The following is a 21,781-nucleotide window of genomic DNA, read 5'->3' as shown; positions in this document are numbered from 1 at the left end:
AGATATGTTATGTAATTGTTTCATTATATTCTTGTTGTTTAAAATTGTTTTTTTGAAAGATTAAAAACGTGTTGCTTTTAATTTTCGGTTGCAAAGTAAGTATGATTTTTTTTAACTCACAAATTTATTTTTCAATCAACTATTTGAAAATCAATTGATTATACTCTATTTTCAGCGTAGAGAATTTTTGTCCGTAATATTTTACAGATATCTTAATTACCTAAATGACTGTCTCTCACCGGGTTATTGATCACGCTTTATTTTCTTATTAATTGTTCATTGTTGATTAAATAATTTTCACTTTTATGGTTATTTTTTTTCATTCTAAATAATTTCTGCCTTAAAAACACAAAAAACGCCCCGATCATCGAGGCGTTTCTGCAGTATTTTGATTAAATTTTTACGAGTTTACAGTAAATAATTTTCAAAGCAAGCACATTTCGCCTCATCCAATATCATCCATTCATATCCAAACGATCCCTTTAGTACAGGGCGATCGCAAAGATTTAAACTGATATGTGCTCTTTGTATTGTCATAATTTTATTGGTGCAAAGATAAATGTTTTTCTTAATTAATTGTTAATTTTGTCATTGCGAGAAGCAAACCATCGAAGCAATCTCGAGCAGAAAATAGGTTTATTTAATTTAGATTGCTTCACCTTCGGTTCGCAATGACAAATAAAATCAATTCCTAAACATCCTATTCCTCCCTGTCTTATACCTCGAAATATCTTTCAAGATCACCTCATCATCAGGATTGAAATATTTTAATTCATTGACGATTTCAGAACGGGTGGCTACTTTTTCGGCGATGATTTCGTAGGCGATATTTCTTGTTATATTTTGAAGTTTCGGATCTTTTTTAAATTCATATTTTATGGCTTCAAGATAGGTGATCTTTTTATCCGAAGGGGTTTTCTCATACAATTCCTGAATCTGCTGATCGAGTTTTTTAACATCAAAAATATTCGCAAAATAATTATTCAGACAATTGAATGCGTCACGATCTTCTTCCCATCCTTTTAATAAAATTTTCTGTGCTTCATCCGGCATTTCCATTTTTTTACGATAAATTAATGAACCTTTTACCAACTGATTATTGCTCACATAATCGTCTACAACCATTTGATAATAAGTATTTGCATTTTTTGTATCATTAATTTGCCTGTACAGATCTCCTACTTTTTCTTTTTGTTCGAGCTCTTTATACAAATCAATTGCCTTTCTGTATTGTTTTGCTTTTTCATAACAGTTTGCTGCTTCAGATTTGTTTTTTAATTTTTTAAGATAAATCACCGCTGCTTCATTATAAAAACCTCCATCTTCCAGGGTTTTTGCTCCACGATAATTGTCCCGAAGAAGATTCATATATACTTTTGCTGCCTTTTTATAATCCTTTTCATCGAGATACTTTTGGGCGAGATCTTCATATTTATTTCTGATTCTGTCGAAAAGTGAGGTTTCAATATAAGAACTTCCGCCACCGCCTTTTCTTCCAGATGAATTTCCTGTTTTTTCTTTGTCTTCCAAACGAAGAAGCACCAAGAAAATGATAAAAGCGACGATCGCAAAAATCGCTAAAGTACCAAGAACACTCCAAAAACTTTTATGAAAAAGCTGCGCCAAAATCCCGATAACCTTTATGATTATCAGAATAAAAAATGCCGCCATAAATTTGTCTGTAAACTTCTGCCTATTCATCTTTATCTGTTTTTAAAATGGTTTTGTCTTCGCTAAAAAGACGGTAAAGAAGCAACACAACACCGATAATAAGAATCCATACAAACCAGTTGTAGCCGAACATTTCGATCAAAGGATAGAAAATATACGCTAACATGGCAACAAGTATAATGACAAGAAAAATTTTAATCCCACTTGGAACATTATCGCCTCCGATATTTAAAGATCTTCTTTTTACAATGAAAGAATACAGCCCGACAACGCCCGTCATGAAAATGATTAACCAAATAATTTCCGAAAAAGAGATGTTATGTTTTGAGTAAGGTTTTTCCTTTTCCAATGTTTCTACTTTTTTTGCTTTATTCGGATCAATCGACGGTTCAATATATTCTTTTGTTCCGTATATACGTCCCAATGAATCTTCTATTAATATCTGTTTCTTTTTCAGGATCGTTTTTACAATTCCCTGATCGGCAGGTTTTCCGGAATTTATTTTGTTTAGAGAATCTGTAATTTTTTTCTTATATTTTTCTTCGTTTTGAGCTAAGTATTTTACGATTTTTTTGCTGTAAACTATTTTTAAAGAATCTGTTGCAATATCTTTTTTATCATTAAATTTAAAAATATCTTCCTGAATTTTATTAATCGGTCTTCCGCCTTTCTTTATATATTCTTCATAGCTTTTTCCGTTATCCCGATCGCTAAGATATAATGATGCTTTCATGTGCTCGTCCGTCAGTTCACGCCTCTTTTTTCCATACATCGAATCAATTTTCATATCAATATCCGTAACGCCGGATTGATAAGCAACGATAGGTTTCATCATATTTTTATCCACATCCGAAACCTTTCCGGATGAAGCCATCGGAGCGTTTTGTACAGGTTCTTTTTTATTCAAAAACATGAATAATCTTACCAATCCGATAGCAATTAAAAACACCCAGAATATCCAACGATATTTCTGAGAATACGTTGAATTTATACCACCTGAAGAGTTTCCGCTGAAAAATTTTCCGAGCCAGGTATTTTCAAACTTAAATTTTGCAAAACCATCACCTCTGGAAGTTCCCATTACATCAAGCGGAATCCCAAGATCTACCGCTCTGTCAGGATATTTTTCGATATAATCTAGATATTTTTCGATCTCTTTTTTATTTCCTGCCATCAGCTTTTTCATATCAAAAGGAAGGTTTTTCATCCATTCTTCCTCGGTTTGTGGCTTTTGAAGTGATTCCAAAACTTTTTCATCGTCCATTTCCACCGTGTAGCTCTCAATTTTCTGAGGGATTTTCACGCCGTTTGATGGCTTTCGGATTTTATCTTCGAATTGTTTTGGATTTTGAATTAATGAGATCCAGTCAATTTCTTCAATCAATTTTACGAATCCAAATTCCGGATGTATGATCAGAAACTCCGAATCAATATTTTGCCATTCTTCGGGATTAATTTTTGGATAAAAAGTGGTGTTTTCAGGAATAAAAAACTTGTCGTCAATACACTGAAAATAAGAATTTCTTCCGATTTCACTCGGAGCATTATTTTGAAAAATCAAAAAGCAACCAAATAAAACATTCGGCTCATTGGAAGGAATCGGAAAAGATCGAACCTGATGTAGATCTATCTCTAAAACTTCCATCTCGTGAAGCCATGTCAAAGATGAAGAACCTTTTATTAAAAGTCCTTTTTTAGGATAATTATTTTTCGGAAAAGGTTTTATTCTAAGCTCCATATTCCCAGATTTGATCGATAAATTCTTCAAAATATTCGGTATACATTTCCTCTGAAGTTCTTACTTTCAGCAAGGTAGTCTCTGGTAAATAATATTCAGAACCACTGAATTCCGTATTGGTTGCCAAAGCAAGAAAACCACCGATCGATGTTGGCACATAAAAAACAGGAATGTTTTTGTTGCTGCTTTTAAAAGTGAGCATCCCGCGAGAATCTGTAATAATTTCGCTGCCATCGGAAAATGTAAATTTATTCTTATTTTTTTCTGCTATAATATTGGCAACTGTTCTGTTTTTATAAATTTGTAACGCACCTTGATAGCTTTTGTGCAATTCATAATTTGATATGACAATGTTTTTATTTTCATTGATCCCAATATTCATAAAATTACTCAATATCTTATTTTCATAATCATTAAGTCTTTCAATCTCACCTGTAACTTTTGAAACGCTTTTCTGAATTTCATGATCATTCTTTACATTTTCAAGCGCAATATTTCCTTCGACGTTTATTTCTTCAATCCAGATCGCATCTTCATGCCACAGATAAAAGTTCCTTTTAAAATAAATAAGTTCTAAACTGAAATGTATTTTTCTTCCTGTCAAATTCAATTCAGAATATTCTTTTGTATTCAGATTCAATTTTGAAATCAGCTTTTTATCCGGTTGATACTGGCAGAGAATAAATTCCTGTTTTTTATTTTTTGCTAATGCAAACTGACCTTTGGGTTTTATAGAAATATTTTCGATTACAACTTCACATCCCCGATAGATTTTCGATACATGATAATTTTTCTTATCGTAATAATTATCAGATAAATAAGTTCTAAGAAGTTGCTTTTTATTACTTAAAATAAAAAATTCACCTTCGTATAAAAATGTTGCCATCTTATTGACAGGATTGGGAAACAGGATCGGATAATTCAGTGGAAGATCGGTTTTTCTTCCATTGTTATTTTCAACGATCTTTTTTCGTCGTGGCGGATTTGCCCACAATTCCTTTAAAGGAAGAACAATTCTCTGAATGTGTTTTCGTGTTCCTTTATGATGTTTATAAAAATTCAGCTCGCCGTCCGAAGAAGTTGTTACTAAAAATTTCAGTCGGTCTCTATTTTCATGAATCACTTTTTGAAGATTTTGATTGACTAAATTTTCCTGATGCGTGATGAAAAAAACTTCCAGATCTTTTTCTCTATGTTCTTCATTAAAAAACTTTTCGAGTGCATGAGAAACTTCCAAAACCGAGCTCACTTGATTCAGGTTCTCAACTACTTCTTCCACTTTATCCAACGAAATCGGAATATTCGTTTGTCCCAATGCAAAAACCTTACATTCGGAATGCGCTTTCGGATGTTTTATAACTGCAATTGCCGATGCAAAAGCCAAAACTTTCGGAGTTCCCCAATTTTTCAGGGAAGTATCAATGAGAATAATTCTTTCAAAAATATTTTCCTCAGGCGGAATTTCACGTTGAATATACAATGCTTCATTATTCGCGACACGGTTCATGAAAACCTCATCTTCATTGGCAAATTCTGACAAAAGCATTCTATTAAAATCACCTTTGTTGGTCATATCAGAAATTCCTCCGATCGGCTGTTCTCCGGGAGAAAGGTGACGCATCGGGATTTTCAGACCGCTCCAGATTCTTTTAATCAAACTTCCAATCTGAAAAGTTTTTGGTTCTTCAATTAATTCCTGAATAAAATCTTTATCGGTTTCGACGGTGGTTTCTTCCTGTACAACTTCATCTTCCAGTTCGGGAGTTTCAACATCATTTTTCATTGCTTTGATGATGGATTCTGTTGTAGGAAATTTCGAGCCCAATATAGCCAATGTTCGAATATCTTTTATTATAACCGAATCTTGCAATTCCTTTTTATTTGCTGACTCTGCAATGATATAAGATCTTTTAGCGTATACTCTTAACATCAAATCCGCATTAACAGGTGAAGCTACGACAGGTGAATGAGCAAAAACTGTTTGTAAAAGAACAATCTTATTTTGCCCTTTTTTATATTTGTTTCCTAAAGCTCTTAGATTTTCTAAAAATTTAATTCCCTCATTAATGTTCAATTTTTCAACATCAATATAATCTAATTGAATTCTTTTTATGTGATAAAGAATTCCATCTAAATTTAAATAACCATCTTGTATAGCATACAATACAAGAAGTAACGCACCAAATGGAGGCAAGCCTTGAGGTTGTAATTCTTTTAAAACTTCAATCACATAAGGTCTGTAAACAATCGCCCCTACATTCGGAATTGAAATAAGATTGTTTTCATGATATACGGTATCATCGGGAACATCTTCATCAGTTGTCCATTCCCAGAAATAATCTTTGTATGATTGGAAATACTGTGTTAATTCCATTCCTTAGATTTTTCAGTTAAACGGAATGAGCTTACAGACAATTTTCGGAAATCATCTTTATTAAGATGTAAAACACTTCCGTTTTCATTCCATAAAAGCCATTGATCCTGACTTGTATTGTATTTTCTTTGAAGTAAAGAGCTCAAATTTTTAAACTCAAAATCAAAACCTGTCGGCAAAAGATGATCATCTTTCATCCAATATGTTTTTCCAGGGAAACTCAATAAAGGATTTCCTATAAATAATGCTTTATCATTAATCACAATCCAATCCAATTTTTTCAATTTGAATTTTGGTAAAGCAATAATCATGTCTTTAATTTCAACAATTGAACTTAATAACGCCGTTGCAGACTGTTCTTCTTCGCTTGGTTTTAATTGAACTTCAATCTTTTCATCAATTCCGAAAAAATTCTGGTTTGATGGTGGAAAAGTTAATCGCAAAGCTTTATCAATCGGCGTCCAAAGCAAAGCCGTCCTCACTTTTTTACTTGGGACCAAAGCATCTTTTCGAAATAAAAGACCTTCTCTTAATTCATACAGCAAAAAATTGGGCAACTGCTGAATTTCCGACGAAACAGCCTGTTCATCGGTAAAACCTTTCAGCCAGATTACATCTTCTTCCAAAGCGATCTGAACATTTTTCCAGTCACGAATCGAGCCTAGAAAATCTTCATCAGCTCGGGGAATTTCTGCCCAAAATTCTTTTACACTGTTTGAAGAATCTTTTGCCATAGACTTTCGATTTCTTGTTGAATGTACTGTTTTTGCTCGGGATTTCTGATCCAGTCGCAACGGGTTTGAAGGTATCTTAACTTATCTTTGATCACATTTTGCTCCTCAAAGCTCAAGGTTCCGTTGTCCCATTTTTCAACCAGAATTTTTACATCTTTCATGACTTCTTCCGGATTCGGAGTTTTGTTTTGTAAAGCTTGCGGATGAGATTTCGGATTGTCGTCTTTTTCAATCGTTCTGTTGATAATTCCTTCCAGAATTTCGATCTGTTCTTCGGTGTCCCAAATATGTTTTAACACCCATAAATCCGAAAGAATAGCTTCATTTCTGCCACAAATCAAAGCACTTGCGGCGATCAGATTCTGAAGTTTCACGGCTCTACGATCAGAAATAGCGATTCCTGTATTTCGAAGATTGATAATCGTATTTAAATACACTTCGTAAATCGGTTTTAAGTCGATCGTTTTACACAAATTCTGTAGTTCCCTGATTTCATTTGAAAGGATTTCGGGAGTTTCTGTTTCAATATTATTTTCGAGTTTTCTTCCGGCTAAAAGTACCTGTTGAAGAAGATCGGGATGTACATAATCGACATTAATTCTGATCAGAAAACGGTCGAACAAAGCATTCAAAGCCTCGTCTTCAGGAAGAACGTTACTCGCTCCCACAAACATCAATGCAGGAAGATTTTTCGTTTCTTTTCCCCTTTTGAAAATCTTTTCGTTCAAAGCCATTAAAAGCGAATTCAGAATTGCTGAATTGGCATTGAAAATCTCATCCAGAAAAACCATTGACGCTTCCGGCATCATTCCTTCGGTATTGGTCAATAATTCCCCTTCTTTTAATTTTCTGATATCAAAAGGTCCGAAAATCTCATTTGGTTCTGTAAAACGTGTCAACAAGTATTCGAAATTTTTGCCGTCTTTTACAGTTTTTGCCAACGTTCTTACAATGGCAGATTTTGCAGTTCCCGGAGGACCGTAGAGAAATGCATTTTCTCTTGCCAGTAAGCAGATTCCGAGTAGATCTACAACGTCGTTTTTTCCGACGAATGTGTCTTTAACGTAATTGAGGACGGTATTTAGTTTATTGATATTTTGATTCATTGATTTTAATTAATTTTTTAAACGCAAAGGGCGCAAAGATTTTTTTTAATATTATTCTGCATATTTTTTCGTCCGCAAAGGCGTTTCACTCAGCTAAGAAATACAGAGGTTAGTTTTCTATTATTTTTAATTCTCTCCAAAAAATATCTTTATACATTCCAAATTCTGCCATCAAGAGTTGATTGATGTATGGAATTTCAGCTAAGTTGTAAGCTTTCTTTTCTACAATTCTTTCGAGATATAATTTTCGGTATGTTTTGTCTTTTAACTCTTCTTCCCAATTGATTTTTTCGAGATCCAGATCAAAACCAATTCCTGAATAATGAAACTGCTGCAAAATATTTTCAAGTATTTTTATTAACGGATCTTCCGGATCAGCGATTTGTAAAGAAGAAATAATCTGTGGTAAAAATCTTAACGATAAATCTGCAGATAATAAGGAAGAAACATCTCTTTTACCGATAAATTGCGGAATTAATTTTTCCAGATCTTTTGCTGTATCTTTTCGGATCAAATATAATTGTGCGCTGTGATACAAAACTTTTGCCGCCCAAACTGCAGTTTTTTGATCACAACTGATCTGATCAGACAAAAATTCTAATCTCTCTTTTTCAAATTCGGACTCAAAATAATCTGCAGCATCCTGTTCTTCATTTTTTGAGATTTCATGAAGATCTGTGAAAATGGTAATGCATTCCTCTTTCCGAAGCAAAAATAAAGTATCTAAAAATGGGGATTGGTTTTTCATCATCTAACAAAAATAAAAATATTATTTGTGAATTGTCAATTTTGCCTCGTAAGTTAATTGTTAATTTAAATTACGTTGTATTCCCAGCCGTGATCCTCAAAGAATCTATACTAAGTTTTTGAATTATGTTGTTGAGATCCTTTCAGGATGACAAAGAGAGCGTTGAATTCATTGAGATTCATTGAATAAGAACGACAAAAATCCTAGCCCCGATTGAAGTGAAAATCCTTTTTTGAAAAAAAAGATTGCAACGGAAAGCGGGAAATAGCTCCTAAAAAAATTCAAAAGCACAACGAATTCACTTTTCACATATTTGTTATCTTTGCTCATTCAAATAAAAAATTATGAGTATCCACATCAGTGCAAAAAAAGGAGAAATTGCTAAAGTTGTATTGCAACCGGGAGATCCGCTACGTGCCAAATATATTGCTGAGAATTTTCTTGAAAATGCCAAATTAGTAAGCCAGACCAGAGGAATTTTTTACTACACAGGTCTTTATAAAGGCAAAGAAATCTCTGTGGGAGCAAGCGGAATGGGCTTTCCGAGCATCGGGATTTATTCTTTTGAGCTGTACACAGAATATGAAGTTGAAACGATCATCAGAATCGGAACTTGCGGCGGATATTCGAGTGACGTAAAATTATTTGATCTTTTAAATGTAGAAAATGCAGCCAGCGAAAGTACTTATGCAAAATACGCATGGGGGTTTGAAGAAGAATTGCTTTCTCACCAGGGAAATATCTTTGATATTATCAACCAAACTGCTGAAGAATTATCTTTAAAGACAAAAGCAACCAACATTCACAGCAGTGATATTTTTTACAGAAAAGATCCTGCAGTTCCTGCCATCGCAACAAAATATAATTGTCCTGCAGTAGAAATGGAAGCATTCGGATTGTTTGCCAATGCTAAACATTTAGGTAAAAATGCAGCTACTATTCTGACTGTCTCTGATATTATTCCTACAAAAGAATTTATTTCGGCTGACGAAAGAGAAAAAGCACTGAAACCAATGATCGAACTGGCTTTGGAATCGGCTTTGAAAGTAATTTAATTGTCAATATAATTTATAAAAAAGAGCTTTACATTAATCTGTAGAGCTCTTTTTTATTTTATTGTTTATTAAAAAATATCTTGTTATATGTGCTCTTCTTATTGAGCTTTCAAAAGATTTTTGAGAATAAAAACTTCTATAATCAGAATCTGCTCTTCCGTTAATTTCTCTTGTGATTTTAACCCAGATTAATTTTCTTCTTTTTTTTCTTTGTTTAAAAAATTTAATTGTTTCACTGAGATGATCTTTGATTTCTGACTTTTCAGTTCTTCTCCATTTCTTATTTCCATATTTTTGTAAATATTGAGAAATTTTACCATATTCTCCCGCTCTGAATAAACTTTTATTGTAAATATTTTTCATAAAAAACTTATTTTAAGAATTTAAATCTCCAACCGATTCAAAAACCAAAAGAAATTGTGTTGGTAAGTCAAAAACAAGCACTGATTCTGAAATACCATAAACCGCAATTATTTTTTACCAGCAAATTATCTCCATAATACGTATGTCCCTAGGAAGGAATATTTTTATTCATTAATAAAAGTTTCCAGAAAACCGATAAGCTGAGCTCCGCCATGGCTCCATCGGATTCCGTGCCCTCCTTTTTCTCTTACTTCGTAGACAAGTTCGTGCTTGTAATGAAAAAATACGTTCCACCATGTTTTATTGTCGAGAATGTAATTGATTTTTTCCATTACTTTTTGCTGTTTCTGTTGGTTATTTCCCTTAAGCTCACCCCAAAATTGATCATCCATTCTTCCGAGATGTTTTTCCCAGGCTCTTTGAGCAACCGTAATTTCATCATTAAAAGGCTTCCGACATACATCAATCAACGTATTTTTAAGTGGCGGAATTGCCTTTTCATCACGAATACTTGCAGAAGTTAATCTTTGTCCTAAAATATTTAACCAATTTTCGAAAGGAATTTCCTGCAATTGTTCTGCTTTAAATTGATCTGAACTTTGAGAGTCGAAAATACTGATGAATGTATTAAAACTTTCATCGCGGTTGATTTTGAGTTCTTCATTAAAAAAAGGTAAATCCCAATCTAAATTTTGATCTTTAAATTTCTGAATATTTTCACTTAAACTTTTTAAATGCTCATCAATCAAAATTTCCCGGTATTTTTCCTTCCATTCATTCAAAAACAATGGAATATAATTTTCAAATAAATTCATGTTACAACATTTTACCAGATCCACAGGAGGATTTTTATCGGTAATCAACTCATCATAATTTCTGTTCAAGAGATAGTTCATGTCCTGAACTGCCAGTTTTGGTTTATCCATCTGTTTGTTTGAGCCAAAAAGATGTCATGGCCTGTATTTTTTCCTCGGTTCCTGTAATTCATATTCAAAATATACTATTTACGAGAACAGATTTATAATTACTTGTGGAAGGGACCAGAAAAAACCAGTGCTCTTTCATACACGATTAATAAACCTGAAACTCCGTTTCTCCTTGAGGAATGTAAAAATATCGATTCAGAAATATTCCGCGGGTGCCACCATCGTAGTTTACAGTAGCCCATAAAGATGTATTGCCTCGTAATCTGTTATCTTCTGTATCAAGCATCAACGCTGCTAATTTCCCATCGGCAAAAAATTCTAATTTATATTTTTCTATCGGCTGCATTTTGAAGGTAGAGCTTTTATACATTTCTGTAAAAAGGATGTTAATATTCTTATTAATCACTTCTTTACTTTCATAAGTAGAAACATATAAATCTTTTAAGGAATTATATTCCAGCCTTGCAATATTGTCATATTCTTTATTTTGATAAATACTCCAAACTTCTTTATATTTCTTTAATAATTTAGCTTCAAGTTCATTTTTATTCATTTTTCGCAGATCCACAGCATTTTCAAATGGTGATTCCGAGTGATAGGGAACATCTATATTAACCTCAAAACTACCTTCATAAAATGTTTTTCCTGCTCCAACAAATTTTTCTTTACTATATCCTTTTGCAATTTCCTCTTTCTTTTTAGGAAGAGAATAGGTCATATAATCTGTATCCGGGGCCTTTTCATTTTTAAGATCGTAAGATTTTAAATCAAAATCAAGATCTGTATCTTCTACAAGTGTATTGAAAACAGCCTCATATTCTTTAGATTTCCCAAGAGGATACATTTTATAGGAAATAGTATGTTTTCCACTTTTGAAAAGAACATGATTAATTTCTACAGCTGTATTACCCAAAACTTTGTTAAATGCTTTTGTAAGTTTAATTCCGTCTACGAACATCTCAAAATAACACTTATCATTGGAATAGCCAAGAGTATATATTTTCTCAGAAGGATAATGCTTTACCTGTTTGGAAATTTCATCTGCTATATTGTCTGCAGTTATCGTTGAATTTTGATTGACCATGTTTTCTGTTTTTTGCGAACAACTTTGGATCCCGATTAATAATGATGATAGTATGATTAAAGATTTCATATTACACCTTTTATTTTTTAGTAATAAAATCCCTGAAATCTACTGTTTTGCTTACATTATCTTTGGTTACTTCAAGTTTTTTTTCCTCATTATCACTTTCGTCTATAGAGGTATAAGTCACAGGAACAGCAATTTTAAATTGATCATCCATAATACCAAATAAAGGTTTATCATCAGCATCTCTTTTAGATACTATAAAATAATGATTATCATAGGTATAAGGCACAATGCTTGAATACTCAAAAGGAGCCAATAATTTCAGATCTGAATTGATGATACCCACCTTATCTTTATCATTGGTAGCTGTAATTAAATTTTCTTTATCTGATAACAAAACAGCATCTTTCAAATTGAAAGGGAGGATATTTTTTTTCAAATTTTGATCAAAAACATCTATACTACTTTTACCATTTTGTTTTGCAAAATATTTATTGCCCATTTTTTCAATACTCTCATATTGAAAAGGCATCAGAACTTTTTTCCCGTCAGCAATTACTCCCATTTTTTGGTTTTTATCAACAACTACATCAATGTTTTCCTTTATATTTAAATGATGATCTATATAATCAGGAAGAACTATAAGCTTTTTGTTTTGAACATCCAACCAGACAAGAGCATCCGGTTTATTTGCATTGTGAGACATATAATAAAAGTCGCTTCGTTTTTCAAGCCCGTCATAAGTAGCTTCTACAATAACATTTCCTTTGGCGTCCGATATTCCATATTTATTGTCAGCATTTTTAAATGTTTTATACAGTCCCTTTTCTTTGTAATTATTAATGACTAACCCGTTTATAATAGTGTCCTTATTCTGAACAGTCGCATCTTCTGCAAATGTATTTTCTTTTTTCTGAGAACAACTGTAAAGACTACCTATTGTAAGTGAAAATATTATTATCTTTTTCATTTTATTTTTCTTTAAATAATTGTATTTCAAATAATGGAACCTCAAAAGGCTCAATTAAAACAAACGGCATAGGATTTCCTTCATTAGTAGAAAAATCAGCCATATCAAGTATTTCTGTAAGAACATTTGACACTTTCAGGCTTCCTAAATAAGTACCTTCTACTCCTGAACAAAATATAGACGGAATAACATATAATCCTTTTGCTTTTGCATTTTTATTATTTTTTCCTGCCATATCTACGCCATACTGCAATTTAAGACCAGCCCCACCCTTTAAGTTTATTTCTACTTTTCCTTCTACTTTTGTCTGTAACCTGAAGAAATCAAATTCTTTTTTAAACTGTCCGTTAACAGTAGCATTAAATTTAACCTGATCTTTAATCGTTATTTCATTTTTCGCAGTCTGCGCTAAATTTCCGATTTTGTCTATAAAAGTATGACTATTTGTTAAAAAATTAAACTGAATATTTTGTTCAAATATTAATTCCCCAACAGCATCAAACGCTCCCTTAATTTGAATATTTTTTTTGAGACTTTCAAAGTATTCTGTGATTTTAGTATTATTCTTTTTAGCCTCAGTAAGTTTGGCTTTAGTCTCTTTATCTTTTGGATGTTTCGCACCCTGAATACTTTCTATTCCTTTTTTCAACAAGTCCAAAAGGTCAAATTCTCTTTTAAAATTAACTGCTACAACCGGTTTTGCACTAATATTAGCTTCATACACCAAAGCGAGCTTACCATTTTTTTGTTTTTGGTAATACATCCCTGCATTGATGGCTATTGATGGCGGAATGAGTTCTGCTCCGGCATCTTCCATTGTTTTTAAAATTCTTTTGGCTCCTTTTACTGCTCTGGCCAATTTCAGCATTCTACCCTGAAGGTTTTTTCCTCTTGTAAGGTAGATCATTAGTAAATCTATAATAATTCCGACCACTACAAAACCATAAATAACGGCAGCTGCAACATATTTTGTATAAAGAGTCTGCTTAATAAGATTAGTCTGCGTGCCCACTAGAGAAAGAGATTCGCCTGCTTTCTCCAATGTTCGGTTATGAATCGTATGAATACCATAAGAATAGTCCATCGCCTGTTTTTTGATATAGGGCAATACTACATATTCCTGGATCCATTGAGAAGGTAAGATCTTACTTATTTTAAATAAAGTACTATTTGTAATTTCGTCAATCACATCACTGATTCCTATTTCCAAGTCAAAGTTTTTCTCATGAAAGAAATACGTTCCGCTTTCTTTGTAATTATACTGAAAATGCCCAATCCACACCACATCCGGATAAACTCTTACTTCCAATGTTGCCTTATCTTTGTCGGCATAATAAGCACAACTGTTGATATGAAATGCAAACTGATAATAAATTGTTGAAAAGGGATTCAAAAATTTCGCCAATAGCAATGCATAATTTTTAGGAAAACCAGACTGTTGGGAAAAAACAATTTGTTTTACACTATTTCCATTTTTTGGAATAACGCCTTTACCTCCTGTTTCATTGATATAGATTATATTTTTATTATGTTTTTCTTTTCTAAAGCAACCTTTATCTGATCGGTTTAAAACATTTACAGTAATCTCCTTTATTTTATTTGCATCCGGTGCAATCATTTCATAAAAAAGTGCATTCTGATTGTATTCTATATAGCTGAATTCGATCTCTACCCTTCGGTTTTTCTTGTAGGCTTCTTCTGTTTTTCCGGAAGCTATAGGACTTACCTCTCCATAACCTCTTGTTTTGATTCTGTTTTTATCTAAACCTCCTTTTGCAAAAAAATCTTTTACTGACTGCGCTCTTCTTTCAGAAAGTGCCTGATTGTAATCTAACGTTCCTCTGTCATCGGCATGTCCGGAAAGGGTCATATCCAAATGCTGGTTGTAAAGCAAAAAGTCGAGCAGGTATTCTAAAGTATCACGAGCTTCGGGACGGATATCGGATTTATCATAATTAAAATGAACTTTAGCTGTCGTATACTGTACTACGGGAGACGTTTTTTTGAAAGTAGTCTGCCCTTCTTTAAAAACCTCGAAAGTCTCACCATTATCATCTATATTGATCTGCCTGAAGGTGCAAAGGTGATTTACTTTAACATCTTTATCAGCCGCACCCACTTTTACCGGAGCGTTGTTGGTCAGCTTTACCATATTTTGTTTTATGGGAACAACATTGTTCTTGACTTTCAGATATCTTCCGTGGATGATCTGTTTTTTGCTGTCTTGTATATAATTGTTCCCGTCTTTTACTTTAATATAAAAGAAGTTGTCCTCAGTTCCTTTTTTCCAGGATGGCTGAATGGTAAACTCTGTGTTGACTTCTCCATCAATAACTTGGGCCTGCTTCTGAAATACTTTGGTTTGGGCATCATCTTTTGTAGGGTCATAATTTCCGTCAAACACACGATCTGCAACTTTACCAAAAGTAACTTCACTATTGAGGCGATATACTTCTATGGTAAGCGTCTGCTGATTCAAACCTTCTGTTTCTAACCCCAGAAAAACATTCTCACCAAATGAAAATTTATGGTCACGTTGATCTGCTCCGTCATTTTGTAAACACCATTTGCTGCTGACCAGTAAAGCCGGGGAAAATCCTTTTACATACAGCCCTGTATTATTTTTAGTATCTCTGTTACCGAAAAGAGTGGCTTCAATATAATAATATGCTGAGGCTCCACATTCCTTTTTTTTAAAAGCATAACCGTATACCTGACTAGGCCCGATCTGTTTTTTATTGATAATCATTTTTCTCGTATAGTCCTGCCGTATCCAGATGGTCCCTTTCTTTTTATCAGGATCTGTAGTTCCTGACATCCACTCAGAAACTTTAAACCATATGAGTTTGCCGGCTTCTACACAAATGCGGTTTCCTGATCGGCTTAATACCTTTGCGTTGACCTCACTTGTGGCTATATCGATCTTGTTTACTCCTTTTCCCATTTCAATAGTTTAGAGTTTGTTTGGTTGCATCTCCCGAAGTATCATATACCATTTCTTTCTTGTGCATACTTTCAGAATTTACCAACGGATTGATCTGTTGTTGTACATCCGGATCTGCATTTTTAAAGTTCTGCTGACTTGCTTCAGCTCTTTGACCATGATCTATAATTTCAATACACGGAGTTCCTGCAATTGCACAAACGGCTTTGCTGTCTTCTAAAATGATATACCCACTGTTGCTCAGCTGTACTTTTTCATAGAAATTCTGCCACTCGGTAATCATAACCTTACATGGCGGCGGCGGAACTCCCATCTTTGTACAGTTTCCGAAAGTGTTTTTTTCAAATGTTGCAGCCCCGATCTCTTTGGTGGTTACAATCAGTTTTTTTGATGCACTTTTATCATTTGCATACTCTTTTTGATGCGAAAGCACTTTGAGCTTGTCCGGAAGCTGTCCGAACTGACATTTGCACATAGCACCCTGCACTACAATATGTTTTTCTGCCATGGCCTAAAATTCTTTATTTGAAATTACAAGTCTGGTTAAATATTGATTCCCAAATTCTAACCGAACAAAGGAAGCATTTATCTTGAAGGTCACCACCGTTAAAGCTTTTGATGAGTTTTCATCTACACTCACAGTTGTTTGATAAAGCTGTGCATTGTACCTCGCAAATTTAGCTTTACATTCTGACGGAGAACTATCATTAAACACCAATCCATAAGGCAGTCCTGCAACGCCATTTTCACCGTAATACTGAATCGCATAATATTCTTCACCACTCGTCATGTTTGCATAAATCATGTTGAAATCTTCAAAATCCCAATTATAATATTTTCCGTTTTTGCAGCTTTCACAATTTAACTGACTGGGATCTGTCTTTAACAGTTTGGTAATATAATCAGCAGATGTCGGGAGACTGATAAACTGTTTTTTGCTAAAAAGATTCTGTAAGTATTTTGATGTTACTTTTTTCTGAGCGTTTTTTGCCTCAAATTCTGCAACCTGAGCTTCTGCCAGAACTGTTGTCTGGGCTTCTGCATCAGGATCAATTTCGGCATTTGCTGTTTCTTTTGAAGGTTCTTTGGTTTTGCTTTTCAGAAGAAATTCTTTAATTTCATTTTCAACCTTCCCCGTTGATTTTGTGAGTTTCAAATCAACATCTTTTTTAGACCAGCTATCTGGAGTCACTTCTTCCAGAAAAACGCTTACTTTCGTGCTTTTAGCAGAAACTTTTTTCATCGTTACATTCCAAATTGCTTTCTGAATAAACTGTTTGGGTTTAGCACCTTTTTTTAGTCCTAAGCTCAGATATGGATTTTTATTATCAGTATCATACTTTAAATCATACAGATCTACTGTAGTAGAAAATTCGTTATCTCCTGCCGCCGCAGCTTTGGGCTCATCTTTCGTAAAATCATTTTTAAAATCAAAAATGGTATTTTGTAGTATCTCAATGCTTTTTGGTACTGTAAATTCTACCTTTTGCCCAAAATAAAGGCCGAAGCATGATACGAAAACCAGTATTAGAAATTTATGATTCAGTTTAATTTTCATTTTTATAATTTTAATTTTCTTCTAGAGATGAGATTGCTACAGATATTTTTTTTCTTTGTTCAAGCTGTATATCACATTCCAAGTACAGCGATTCTGCAAGAAAAGTTTCGCCATTTAAATAATACATCAATCTAAAATCACCTTCCTGATTCATCATAGGATGATCTTCAATAGTCGTTGAGAATGGTGCTTTATTGATAAAATCAAAGACATTTCTCTCATCATTCAATTTTCCTTCTCCCTGAATATTGATAAGGCTGTCGTCATCTTTCAGAGGGTCTACTTCAAGGCTGATTTTATACTGAGGTTCAACTGTATTATCAACAACCGGAAAGGTTTCTGTAATTTCCGAATGATAATCCAGATCAAATTTTCTATAAATTCCAAAAAATAAAGTCCGTACGAAATAATCATTTTTTAAGTAAAGATTAATAACGTTGGGTTCATTTATTATTTCTTCAATTTTTTGACAGTATTGATCTACCGTTTCTCCTTCAAACTCTTTATATATTTCATCTTTTACATTTACCCATCTTTCTTTAAAAACCGAAAGATTCTCAACATCGTAAAATTTACCGTGCTCATCTACACTTATCTGTAAAGGGTATAAAACTTTTGATGTTTTATATGCGAGCATATCTGCAATTTCATTCACTTCTTCTTCATTCAAATATAAATTTGAGATTCTGTCAACTTCAAAAAAATGCAGTTTATGTTCTGTTTTCAGCCATCGTACCGAGGTATTGTATTTCAGTTCATTTTTGTGATTTTCATTCTCGATCGTAATGATTACACCGTAATTACAGAACCAATTTTCAGGTTGAAAAACCAGTCTGTTCCCGTGGTCGAATTTCACCACTTTGTTTTTGTCTGCTGCGGCTGTTCTTGGAATAAAAAGTTCTTTATGCCCATTGATACCTATCAGAATCATATCTTTAACTTCACAATGATTATTATGAAATATCTTTAAAGCATCATCTGATAAATTGTACAGAGAAGCTATACTTTTTAAGCTCTCATCTTTCCGGACGATATGTTTGTTAAATTTCTGCATAAAAACTCTTCAGCATTCCATTAATGATGGGTATGATTTTAAATTATTCGTAAGAATTCTGAGGGTAACGGTTTTATTATTTATGTAAAACTCTTACTCTATCAGATGTTGGATCCATTCCTATTCCCTCTCTTCTTGCAGACCAGTGCAGATATTTGTTTCTGAGGATTCTCAGGTCATCCTGCTCTTTCATCTCTCTTTGGTAATCTGCATATTTCTGTTCTGGTATAGATGCTCCACCGTAAGTGGTCTCTATTTCTTTATATCTCTTAAATACATATTGTTTGCCATTCCCCATTGCATAAGATCTCAGTCGATCTTTTACTCTCACAAGCAAAGGATCAGATGAGACAGAATATTTTTCATCGGTCATTTTTTTTATGGTAAGAGGAACCGTTTTCTGAACACCATATTCTGCCATAAAATGCAAAGGAATGTAGCTGTATCTTTTTACCAGATCACGGGTTCCCTTTAATGCCAAATAAAAGCCGGGAGAAATCGTAAGCTGTTCTTCTTTATACCATCCATCTGCTATCAGTTGGCTTCTTAATGTTTTTAATTTTTCACTGGTCGTCCAAGAAGTTTCAATTTCCTCCCAAGTCTCCTGTCCGTCTTCATAAGCTCCACCCACGTCGCAGTGTACGCCGGGAAATATTTTTTCTGTACCTACATTCACATTTGTAAGGTCAAAATTTTCCCTGTGTTCGTTTTCTGCAACAAAATGAATAATGGTTTTCGATTTACCTATATCATTCAGGCTCAACTCCTCAACATCATTATGAAAATTGGGCTTAGCAGAAAAGTTTTTTGAGTAAGATGAAACTGTATCATAGATTCCTAAAAATCTTACTTTCAGCACATCCACTTTCAGTCCTGCTTCCTGTAATTTCAATCCAAGATGTCCCCATTTCGGAAGTTCTTCGGCCTCTACACCGGTACCATCACTGTCAGAAAGTGATGTAACGGTCATTCCTTCATGTGAAACTGTAGAGACTTGTGCTTTATATTTTGATTTTCCTATTTCATGTACAAAGTTTCGTGCAGCAGCAGCTCCACGGCTAAAACCAAAAACATCAAAAGTAAGAACTGCTATCTTATCTGCTTTTTTTGCATTTTTGATGTTTTTTACTTTTTTCACGATTTCTTCACACCCTTTTCTCACCTTTCCACGAATTCCGGTATCACCTGTTCCGAAAGCATATCCCAACATAGAATCTTCTTCTTTATCTTCGGTACCAATTCCTTCTATGTAGATGCCATAATTTTTGTCATAATTATCCCACAAACGGGCTACATTACTCCAGTCATTATTATAACTGTTATTATCCGTAGGAGATCCTCCATTTTTTTTATAGTCTGCCGTTTGGTTTCTTCTTTCTATGGTATTGGTTTTATTATTTAACGTTCCGTCAAAAAACATCCCGAGAGTGATGTCTAAGACTTCCTCTTTGGTTATTTCCGGCGTATAATCTCCAAATTTATTATTGTGCATATTTCTTATTTTAAATTATTGAATAAGAATAAGTTTATTCTATTTTCCGAGATAGTCTGATTTTAGCTTTTGTGACAGGTAGCTCCTCATTTCCATTCTTTAATGATACAGTTGCAGCGGAATTGTCATTATTAATTTTAATCGTAAGATCTATATTCTTTTCTTTTCCTGATTTTTGAAAAAGTTCAAAAATTTCTTTTTCGTCAAAAGAGTCGATCCACACGGCATATCTGTTTTTGTTTTTGTCTAGCCAGTAAAAACCACAAAATTTCGGAACGGCTCTTTTTTTATAGGTATTATCTTTTAGGCTTTCACCAAAAAGATTTTCCTGCTCACCATTGTAATTATTAAATCCGAAATCAATCAATTCTCCGCCTTCAGGAAGTAAAACGACGGGCTTCCAGTTGTATTTTTCTCTGAAAGCATCGTAGATTTCCGGCGAAGGATAACCTTCTTTTTCTATTCTTGCTTTTATTTCAGGCTTGAATGTTTCATAAGACGGGTCATTCAGCATACGGTCTGCAAAACCTTCTTTCAACATATATTTTGCATTTTCGTATGCATTTTCCTGAGTTATAATAGTATCATGAGCCTGAAAAACACCTACTTCTCTTTGGTTTCCCGGTCCGTTGATCCACAATACCACTCTTCCTTTGGGAGCTAACCCTACAATAAAATTAGTGTAGGTCGTTTTTTTCTGAGTGTCCTGATCTACGAAACCTTCTTTAAAAAGCTTACTTATATTTTCCTGATCTAAATTCCATTTCCCGGTGAAAAATTTTCTTTCGACCAGAGAATACCAAGTAAACTCTAACCTGTGAGGAATTTCCATCTGTTGAGTTTCTACACTCATAGTACCGCCTTCATTTCCCCAGCCCGTATTCTGTGTTCCCCAGATGGCATCAAATCCGTAAGTAAAATCGTTGGCGATAATGCTTCCGTTATAAATTTCCATAGGATATTCCTGTGGTGCAGAGATGGTTCCCAGCCAACTGTATTTTTCTTCCATTTTTTTATTTTGACAACTTAATAGCGAAAAACCATATAAAATAAAGAAAATAATAGCTTTCGGTCTACTTATTCCCATGAGACAATATTTTCTTATTGCTTGCTATTACGAGATTTCCTTTGGTAGCCTCTGTATTAATTTTTTGTGCAATCTTTTCAGCCTTCCTCCCAACGCTTAAATTGTAAGTATCGTTCACTTTTACAATAATGTTTTTTGCTATTTTTCTGATCGCCATGATTAAAACAATTTTGATTTTTCTGCACTGTTGAATTCAACGATTTTTCCGCTCTGCATCGTCATATTTTCCAGTTCGCTAAACATTGATATTTCTCCCGCTATTTCATTTGAAGTTTCAGACTGACGGAAAAACTCTTTCTCTACCATTTCAGATCTTGTATCAGAAGTTTCTCTGATGTCACCCGATGCGGTTTGCACTATATCGGTTCCTGCTGTAGATATGATATTGTCGTTTGCCGAACTTGTAATACTCGCTCCGGCATCAATCGATATTTCTTTTCCTGCAGTAATATTAATATTATCACCGGCATTGAGTGTAAAATTCTTGGGAGCATTCATTGAAATGTTACCTTTTCCATCCATGAAAATGCTATTTCCGCTCGGATCTAAAATCTTGACACTACCTTCTTCATCATTCATCAAAATCCTGATTCCACTTCTCGTCTGAATCGATTTCACACGGTTGTTCATTCCTCCGCCTAAACCGATTCCGCCATGGAACATCCCTCCCATCACAAACGGTCGATCCGGATGATTGTGCACAAAATTAACCATCACCTGATCTCCAACTTCTGGGATTGCTACATAACCTCGGTTTTGAGTGATCTGATCCGTTCCGCCCGCATCGGGGCTCATCATTCTGATGAAATGTGTTGTATCATTCGTCTGCCAGTCAAATCTCACCTGTACCCTGCCCTGTCCTTCAGGATCC

Annotated in this window: 19 protein-coding genes; 1 reads left to right on the top strand and 18 read right to left on the bottom strand. The window is 33.9% G+C overall.

Annotated elements, in window-relative coordinates:
• Positions 1-684: 684 nt before the first annotated feature.
• The 6 genes from K0R77_RS11765 to K0R77_RS11740 all read right to left on the bottom strand — a co-directional run bounded on the left by K0R77_RS11765 (position 685) and on the right by K0R77_RS11740 (position 8,374).
• Complete coding sequence (locus K0R77_RS11765) at positions 685-1,701, bottom strand: hypothetical protein (protein ID WP_300352450.1); 1,017 nt, start codon at positions 1,699-1,701, stop codon at positions 685-687.
• Positions 1,694-3,409, bottom strand: a complete 1,716-nt coding sequence (locus tag K0R77_RS11760) for an APC family permease (protein WP_300352448.1) — start codon at positions 3,407-3,409, stop codon at positions 1,694-1,696. Before K0R77_RS11760 ends, K0R77_RS11765 begins: the two co-directional genes overlap by 8 nt.
• On the bottom strand, positions 3,399-5,783 hold the full coding sequence (locus K0R77_RS11755) for a hypothetical protein (RefSeq protein WP_300352447.1): 2,385 nt from the start codon (positions 5,781-5,783) through the stop codon (positions 3,399-3,401). The genes K0R77_RS11760 and K0R77_RS11755 overlap by 11 nt, the downstream gene beginning before the upstream one ends.
• On the bottom strand, positions 5,774-6,517 hold the full coding sequence (locus K0R77_RS11750) for a hypothetical protein (RefSeq protein WP_300352445.1): 744 nt from the start codon (positions 6,515-6,517) through the stop codon (positions 5,774-5,776). The genes K0R77_RS11755 and K0R77_RS11750 overlap by 10 nt, the downstream gene beginning before the upstream one ends.
• Positions 6,490-7,623 carry an AAA family ATPase gene (locus tag K0R77_RS11745; protein ID WP_300352443.1) on the bottom strand — a complete coding sequence of 378 codons (1,134 nt, stop codon included), beginning with the start codon at positions 7,621-7,623 and terminating at the stop codon, positions 6,490-6,492. Before K0R77_RS11745 ends, K0R77_RS11750 begins: the two co-directional genes overlap by 28 nt.
• A gap of 109 nt (positions 7,624-7,732) precedes the next feature.
• Positions 7,733-8,374 carry a hypothetical protein gene (locus tag K0R77_RS11740; protein ID WP_300352441.1) on the bottom strand — a complete coding sequence of 214 codons (642 nt, stop codon included), beginning with the start codon at positions 8,372-8,374 and terminating at the stop codon, positions 7,733-7,735.
• Positions 8,375-8,715: 341 nt separating this feature from the next.
• Between K0R77_RS11740 and deoD the strand changes: the two genes are divergently transcribed.
• Complete coding sequence (gene deoD, locus K0R77_RS11735; RefSeq protein WP_300352439.1) at positions 8,716-9,426, top strand: purine-nucleoside phosphorylase; 711 nt, start codon at positions 8,716-8,718, stop codon at positions 9,424-9,426.
• Between the two features lie 33 nt (positions 9,427-9,459).
• Here the strand turns inward: deoD and K0R77_RS11730 are convergent, their stop codons facing one another.
• The 12 genes from K0R77_RS11730 to K0R77_RS11675 all read right to left on the bottom strand — a co-directional run.
• Positions 9,460-9,789: a hypothetical protein gene (locus K0R77_RS11730; RefSeq protein WP_300352438.1), complete on the bottom strand. Its 330-nt coding sequence runs from the start codon at positions 9,787-9,789 to the stop codon at positions 9,460-9,462.
• A gap of 164 nt (positions 9,790-9,953) precedes the next feature.
• The gene (locus tag K0R77_RS11725; RefSeq protein WP_300352436.1) at positions 9,954-10,715 is read right to left on the bottom strand and encodes a hypothetical protein; all 762 of its coding nucleotides are present in this window, start codon (positions 10,713-10,715) and stop codon (positions 9,954-9,956) included.
• Positions 10,716-10,860: 145 nt separating this feature from the next.
• A complete protein-coding gene (locus K0R77_RS11720) occupies positions 10,861-11,868 on the bottom strand; it encodes a hypothetical protein (protein WP_300352435.1) in 1,008 nt (335 codons plus the stop codon).
• Between the two features lie 10 nt (positions 11,869-11,878).
• On the bottom strand, positions 11,879-12,775 hold the full coding sequence (locus K0R77_RS11715; protein WP_300352433.1) for a WG repeat-containing protein: 897 nt from the start codon (positions 12,773-12,775) through the stop codon (positions 11,879-11,881).
• A gap of 1 nt (position 12,776) precedes the next feature.
• Positions 12,777-15,719 carry an OmpA family protein gene (locus tag K0R77_RS11710; protein WP_300352431.1) on the bottom strand — a complete coding sequence of 981 codons (2,943 nt, stop codon included), beginning with the start codon at positions 15,717-15,719 and terminating at the stop codon, positions 12,777-12,779.
• 1 nt (position 15,720) lies between these two features.
• Positions 15,721-16,227: a DUF4280 domain-containing protein gene (locus K0R77_RS11705; RefSeq protein ID WP_300352429.1), complete on the bottom strand. Its 507-nt coding sequence runs from the start codon at positions 16,225-16,227 to the stop codon at positions 15,721-15,723.
• Positions 16,228-16,230: 3 nt separating this feature from the next.
• Entirely contained in the window at positions 16,231-17,277 is a 1,047-nt protein-coding gene (locus K0R77_RS11700) for a hypothetical protein (RefSeq protein WP_300352427.1), read from the bottom strand.
• Between the two features lie 10 nt (positions 17,278-17,287).
• Positions 17,288-18,331 (bottom strand): hypothetical protein, encoded by a 1,044-nt coding sequence (locus tag K0R77_RS11695; RefSeq protein WP_300352425.1) that lies wholly within the window; start codon positions 18,329-18,331, stop codon positions 17,288-17,290.
• A 76-nt stretch (positions 18,332-18,407) separates the two neighbouring features.
• Positions 18,408-19,823 (bottom strand): DUF2235 domain-containing protein, encoded by a 1,416-nt coding sequence (locus K0R77_RS11690; protein WP_300352423.1) that lies wholly within the window; start codon positions 19,821-19,823, stop codon positions 18,408-18,410.
• A 34-nt stretch (positions 19,824-19,857) separates the two neighbouring features.
• Complete coding sequence (locus tag K0R77_RS11685; RefSeq protein WP_300352422.1) at positions 19,858-20,910, bottom strand: DUF2931 family protein; 1,053 nt, start codon at positions 20,908-20,910, stop codon at positions 19,858-19,860.
• Positions 20,897-21,067, bottom strand: a complete 171-nt coding sequence (locus K0R77_RS11680; protein ID WP_300352420.1) for a hypothetical protein — start codon at positions 21,065-21,067, stop codon at positions 20,897-20,899. The genes K0R77_RS11685 and K0R77_RS11680 overlap by 14 nt, the downstream gene beginning before the upstream one ends.
• 2 nt (positions 21,068-21,069) lie before the next feature.
• The coding region (locus K0R77_RS11675) for a phage baseplate assembly protein V (protein WP_300352419.1) at positions 21,070-21,781 on the bottom strand (712 nt) is incomplete at its 5' end.

The organism is Chryseobacterium sp., from assembly GCF_029240215.1.
Lineage (GTDB): Bacteria > Bacteroidota > Bacteroidia > Flavobacteriales > Weeksellaceae > Chryseobacterium.
Note: the sequence above shows the minus strand (reverse complement) of the source record. Positions and strands in the feature narration are given on the sequence as shown.

Excerpts from the sequence above, each read along its gene's own strand:
- K0R77_RS11765 (WP_300352450.1), bottom strand. The coding sequence starts at position 1,701 with ATGAATAGGCAGAAGTTTACAGACAAATTTATGGCGGCATTTTTTATT.
- K0R77_RS11760 (WP_300352448.1), bottom strand. The coding sequence starts at position 3,409 with ATGGAGCTTAGAATAAAACCTTTTCCGAAAAATAATTATCCTAAAAAA.
- K0R77_RS11755 (WP_300352447.1), bottom strand. The coding sequence starts at position 5,783 with ATGGAATTAACACAGTATTTCCAATCATACAAAGATTATTTCTGGGAA.
- K0R77_RS11750 (WP_300352445.1), bottom strand. The coding sequence starts at position 6,517 with ATGGCAAAAGATTCTTCAAACAGTGTAAAAGAATTTTGGGCAGAAATT.
- K0R77_RS11745 (WP_300352443.1), bottom strand. The coding sequence starts at position 7,623 with ATGAATCAAAATATCAATAAACTAAATACCGTCCTCAATTACGTTAAA.
- K0R77_RS11740 (WP_300352441.1), bottom strand. The coding sequence starts at position 8,374 with ATGATGAAAAACCAATCCCCATTTTTAGATACTTTATTTTTGCTTCGG.
- deoD (WP_300352439.1), top strand. The coding sequence starts at position 8,716 with ATGAGTATCCACATCAGTGCAAAAAAAGGAGAAATTGCTAAAGTTGTA.
- K0R77_RS11730 (WP_300352438.1), bottom strand. The coding sequence starts at position 9,789 with ATGAAAAATATTTACAATAAAAGTTTATTCAGAGCGGGAGAATATGGT.
- K0R77_RS11725 (WP_300352436.1), bottom strand. The coding sequence starts at position 10,715 with ATGGATAAACCAAAACTGGCAGTTCAGGACATGAACTATCTCTTGAAC.
- K0R77_RS11720 (WP_300352435.1), bottom strand. The coding sequence starts at position 11,868 with ATGAAATCTTTAATCATACTATCATCATTATTAATCGGGATCCAAAGT.
- K0R77_RS11715 (WP_300352433.1), bottom strand. The coding sequence starts at position 12,775 with ATGAAAAAGATAATAATATTTTCACTTACAATAGGTAGTCTTTACAGT.
- K0R77_RS11710 (WP_300352431.1), bottom strand. The coding sequence starts at position 15,719 with ATGGGAAAAGGAGTAAACAAGATCGATATAGCCACAAGTGAGGTCAAC.
- K0R77_RS11705 (WP_300352429.1), bottom strand. The coding sequence starts at position 16,227 with ATGGCAGAAAAACATATTGTAGTGCAGGGTGCTATGTGCAAATGTCAG.
- K0R77_RS11700 (WP_300352427.1), bottom strand. The coding sequence starts at position 17,277 with ATGAAAATTAAACTGAATCATAAATTTCTAATACTGGTTTTCGTATCA.
- K0R77_RS11695 (WP_300352425.1), bottom strand. The coding sequence starts at position 18,331 with ATGCAGAAATTTAACAAACATATCGTCCGGAAAGATGAGAGCTTAAAA.
- K0R77_RS11690 (WP_300352423.1), bottom strand. The coding sequence starts at position 19,823 with ATGCACAATAATAAATTTGGAGATTATACGCCGGAAATAACCAAAGAG.
- K0R77_RS11685 (WP_300352422.1), bottom strand. The coding sequence starts at position 20,910 with ATGGGAATAAGTAGACCGAAAGCTATTATTTTCTTTATTTTATATGGT.
- K0R77_RS11680 (WP_300352420.1), bottom strand. The coding sequence starts at position 21,067 with ATGGCGATCAGAAAAATAGCAAAAAACATTATTGTAAAAGTGAACGAT.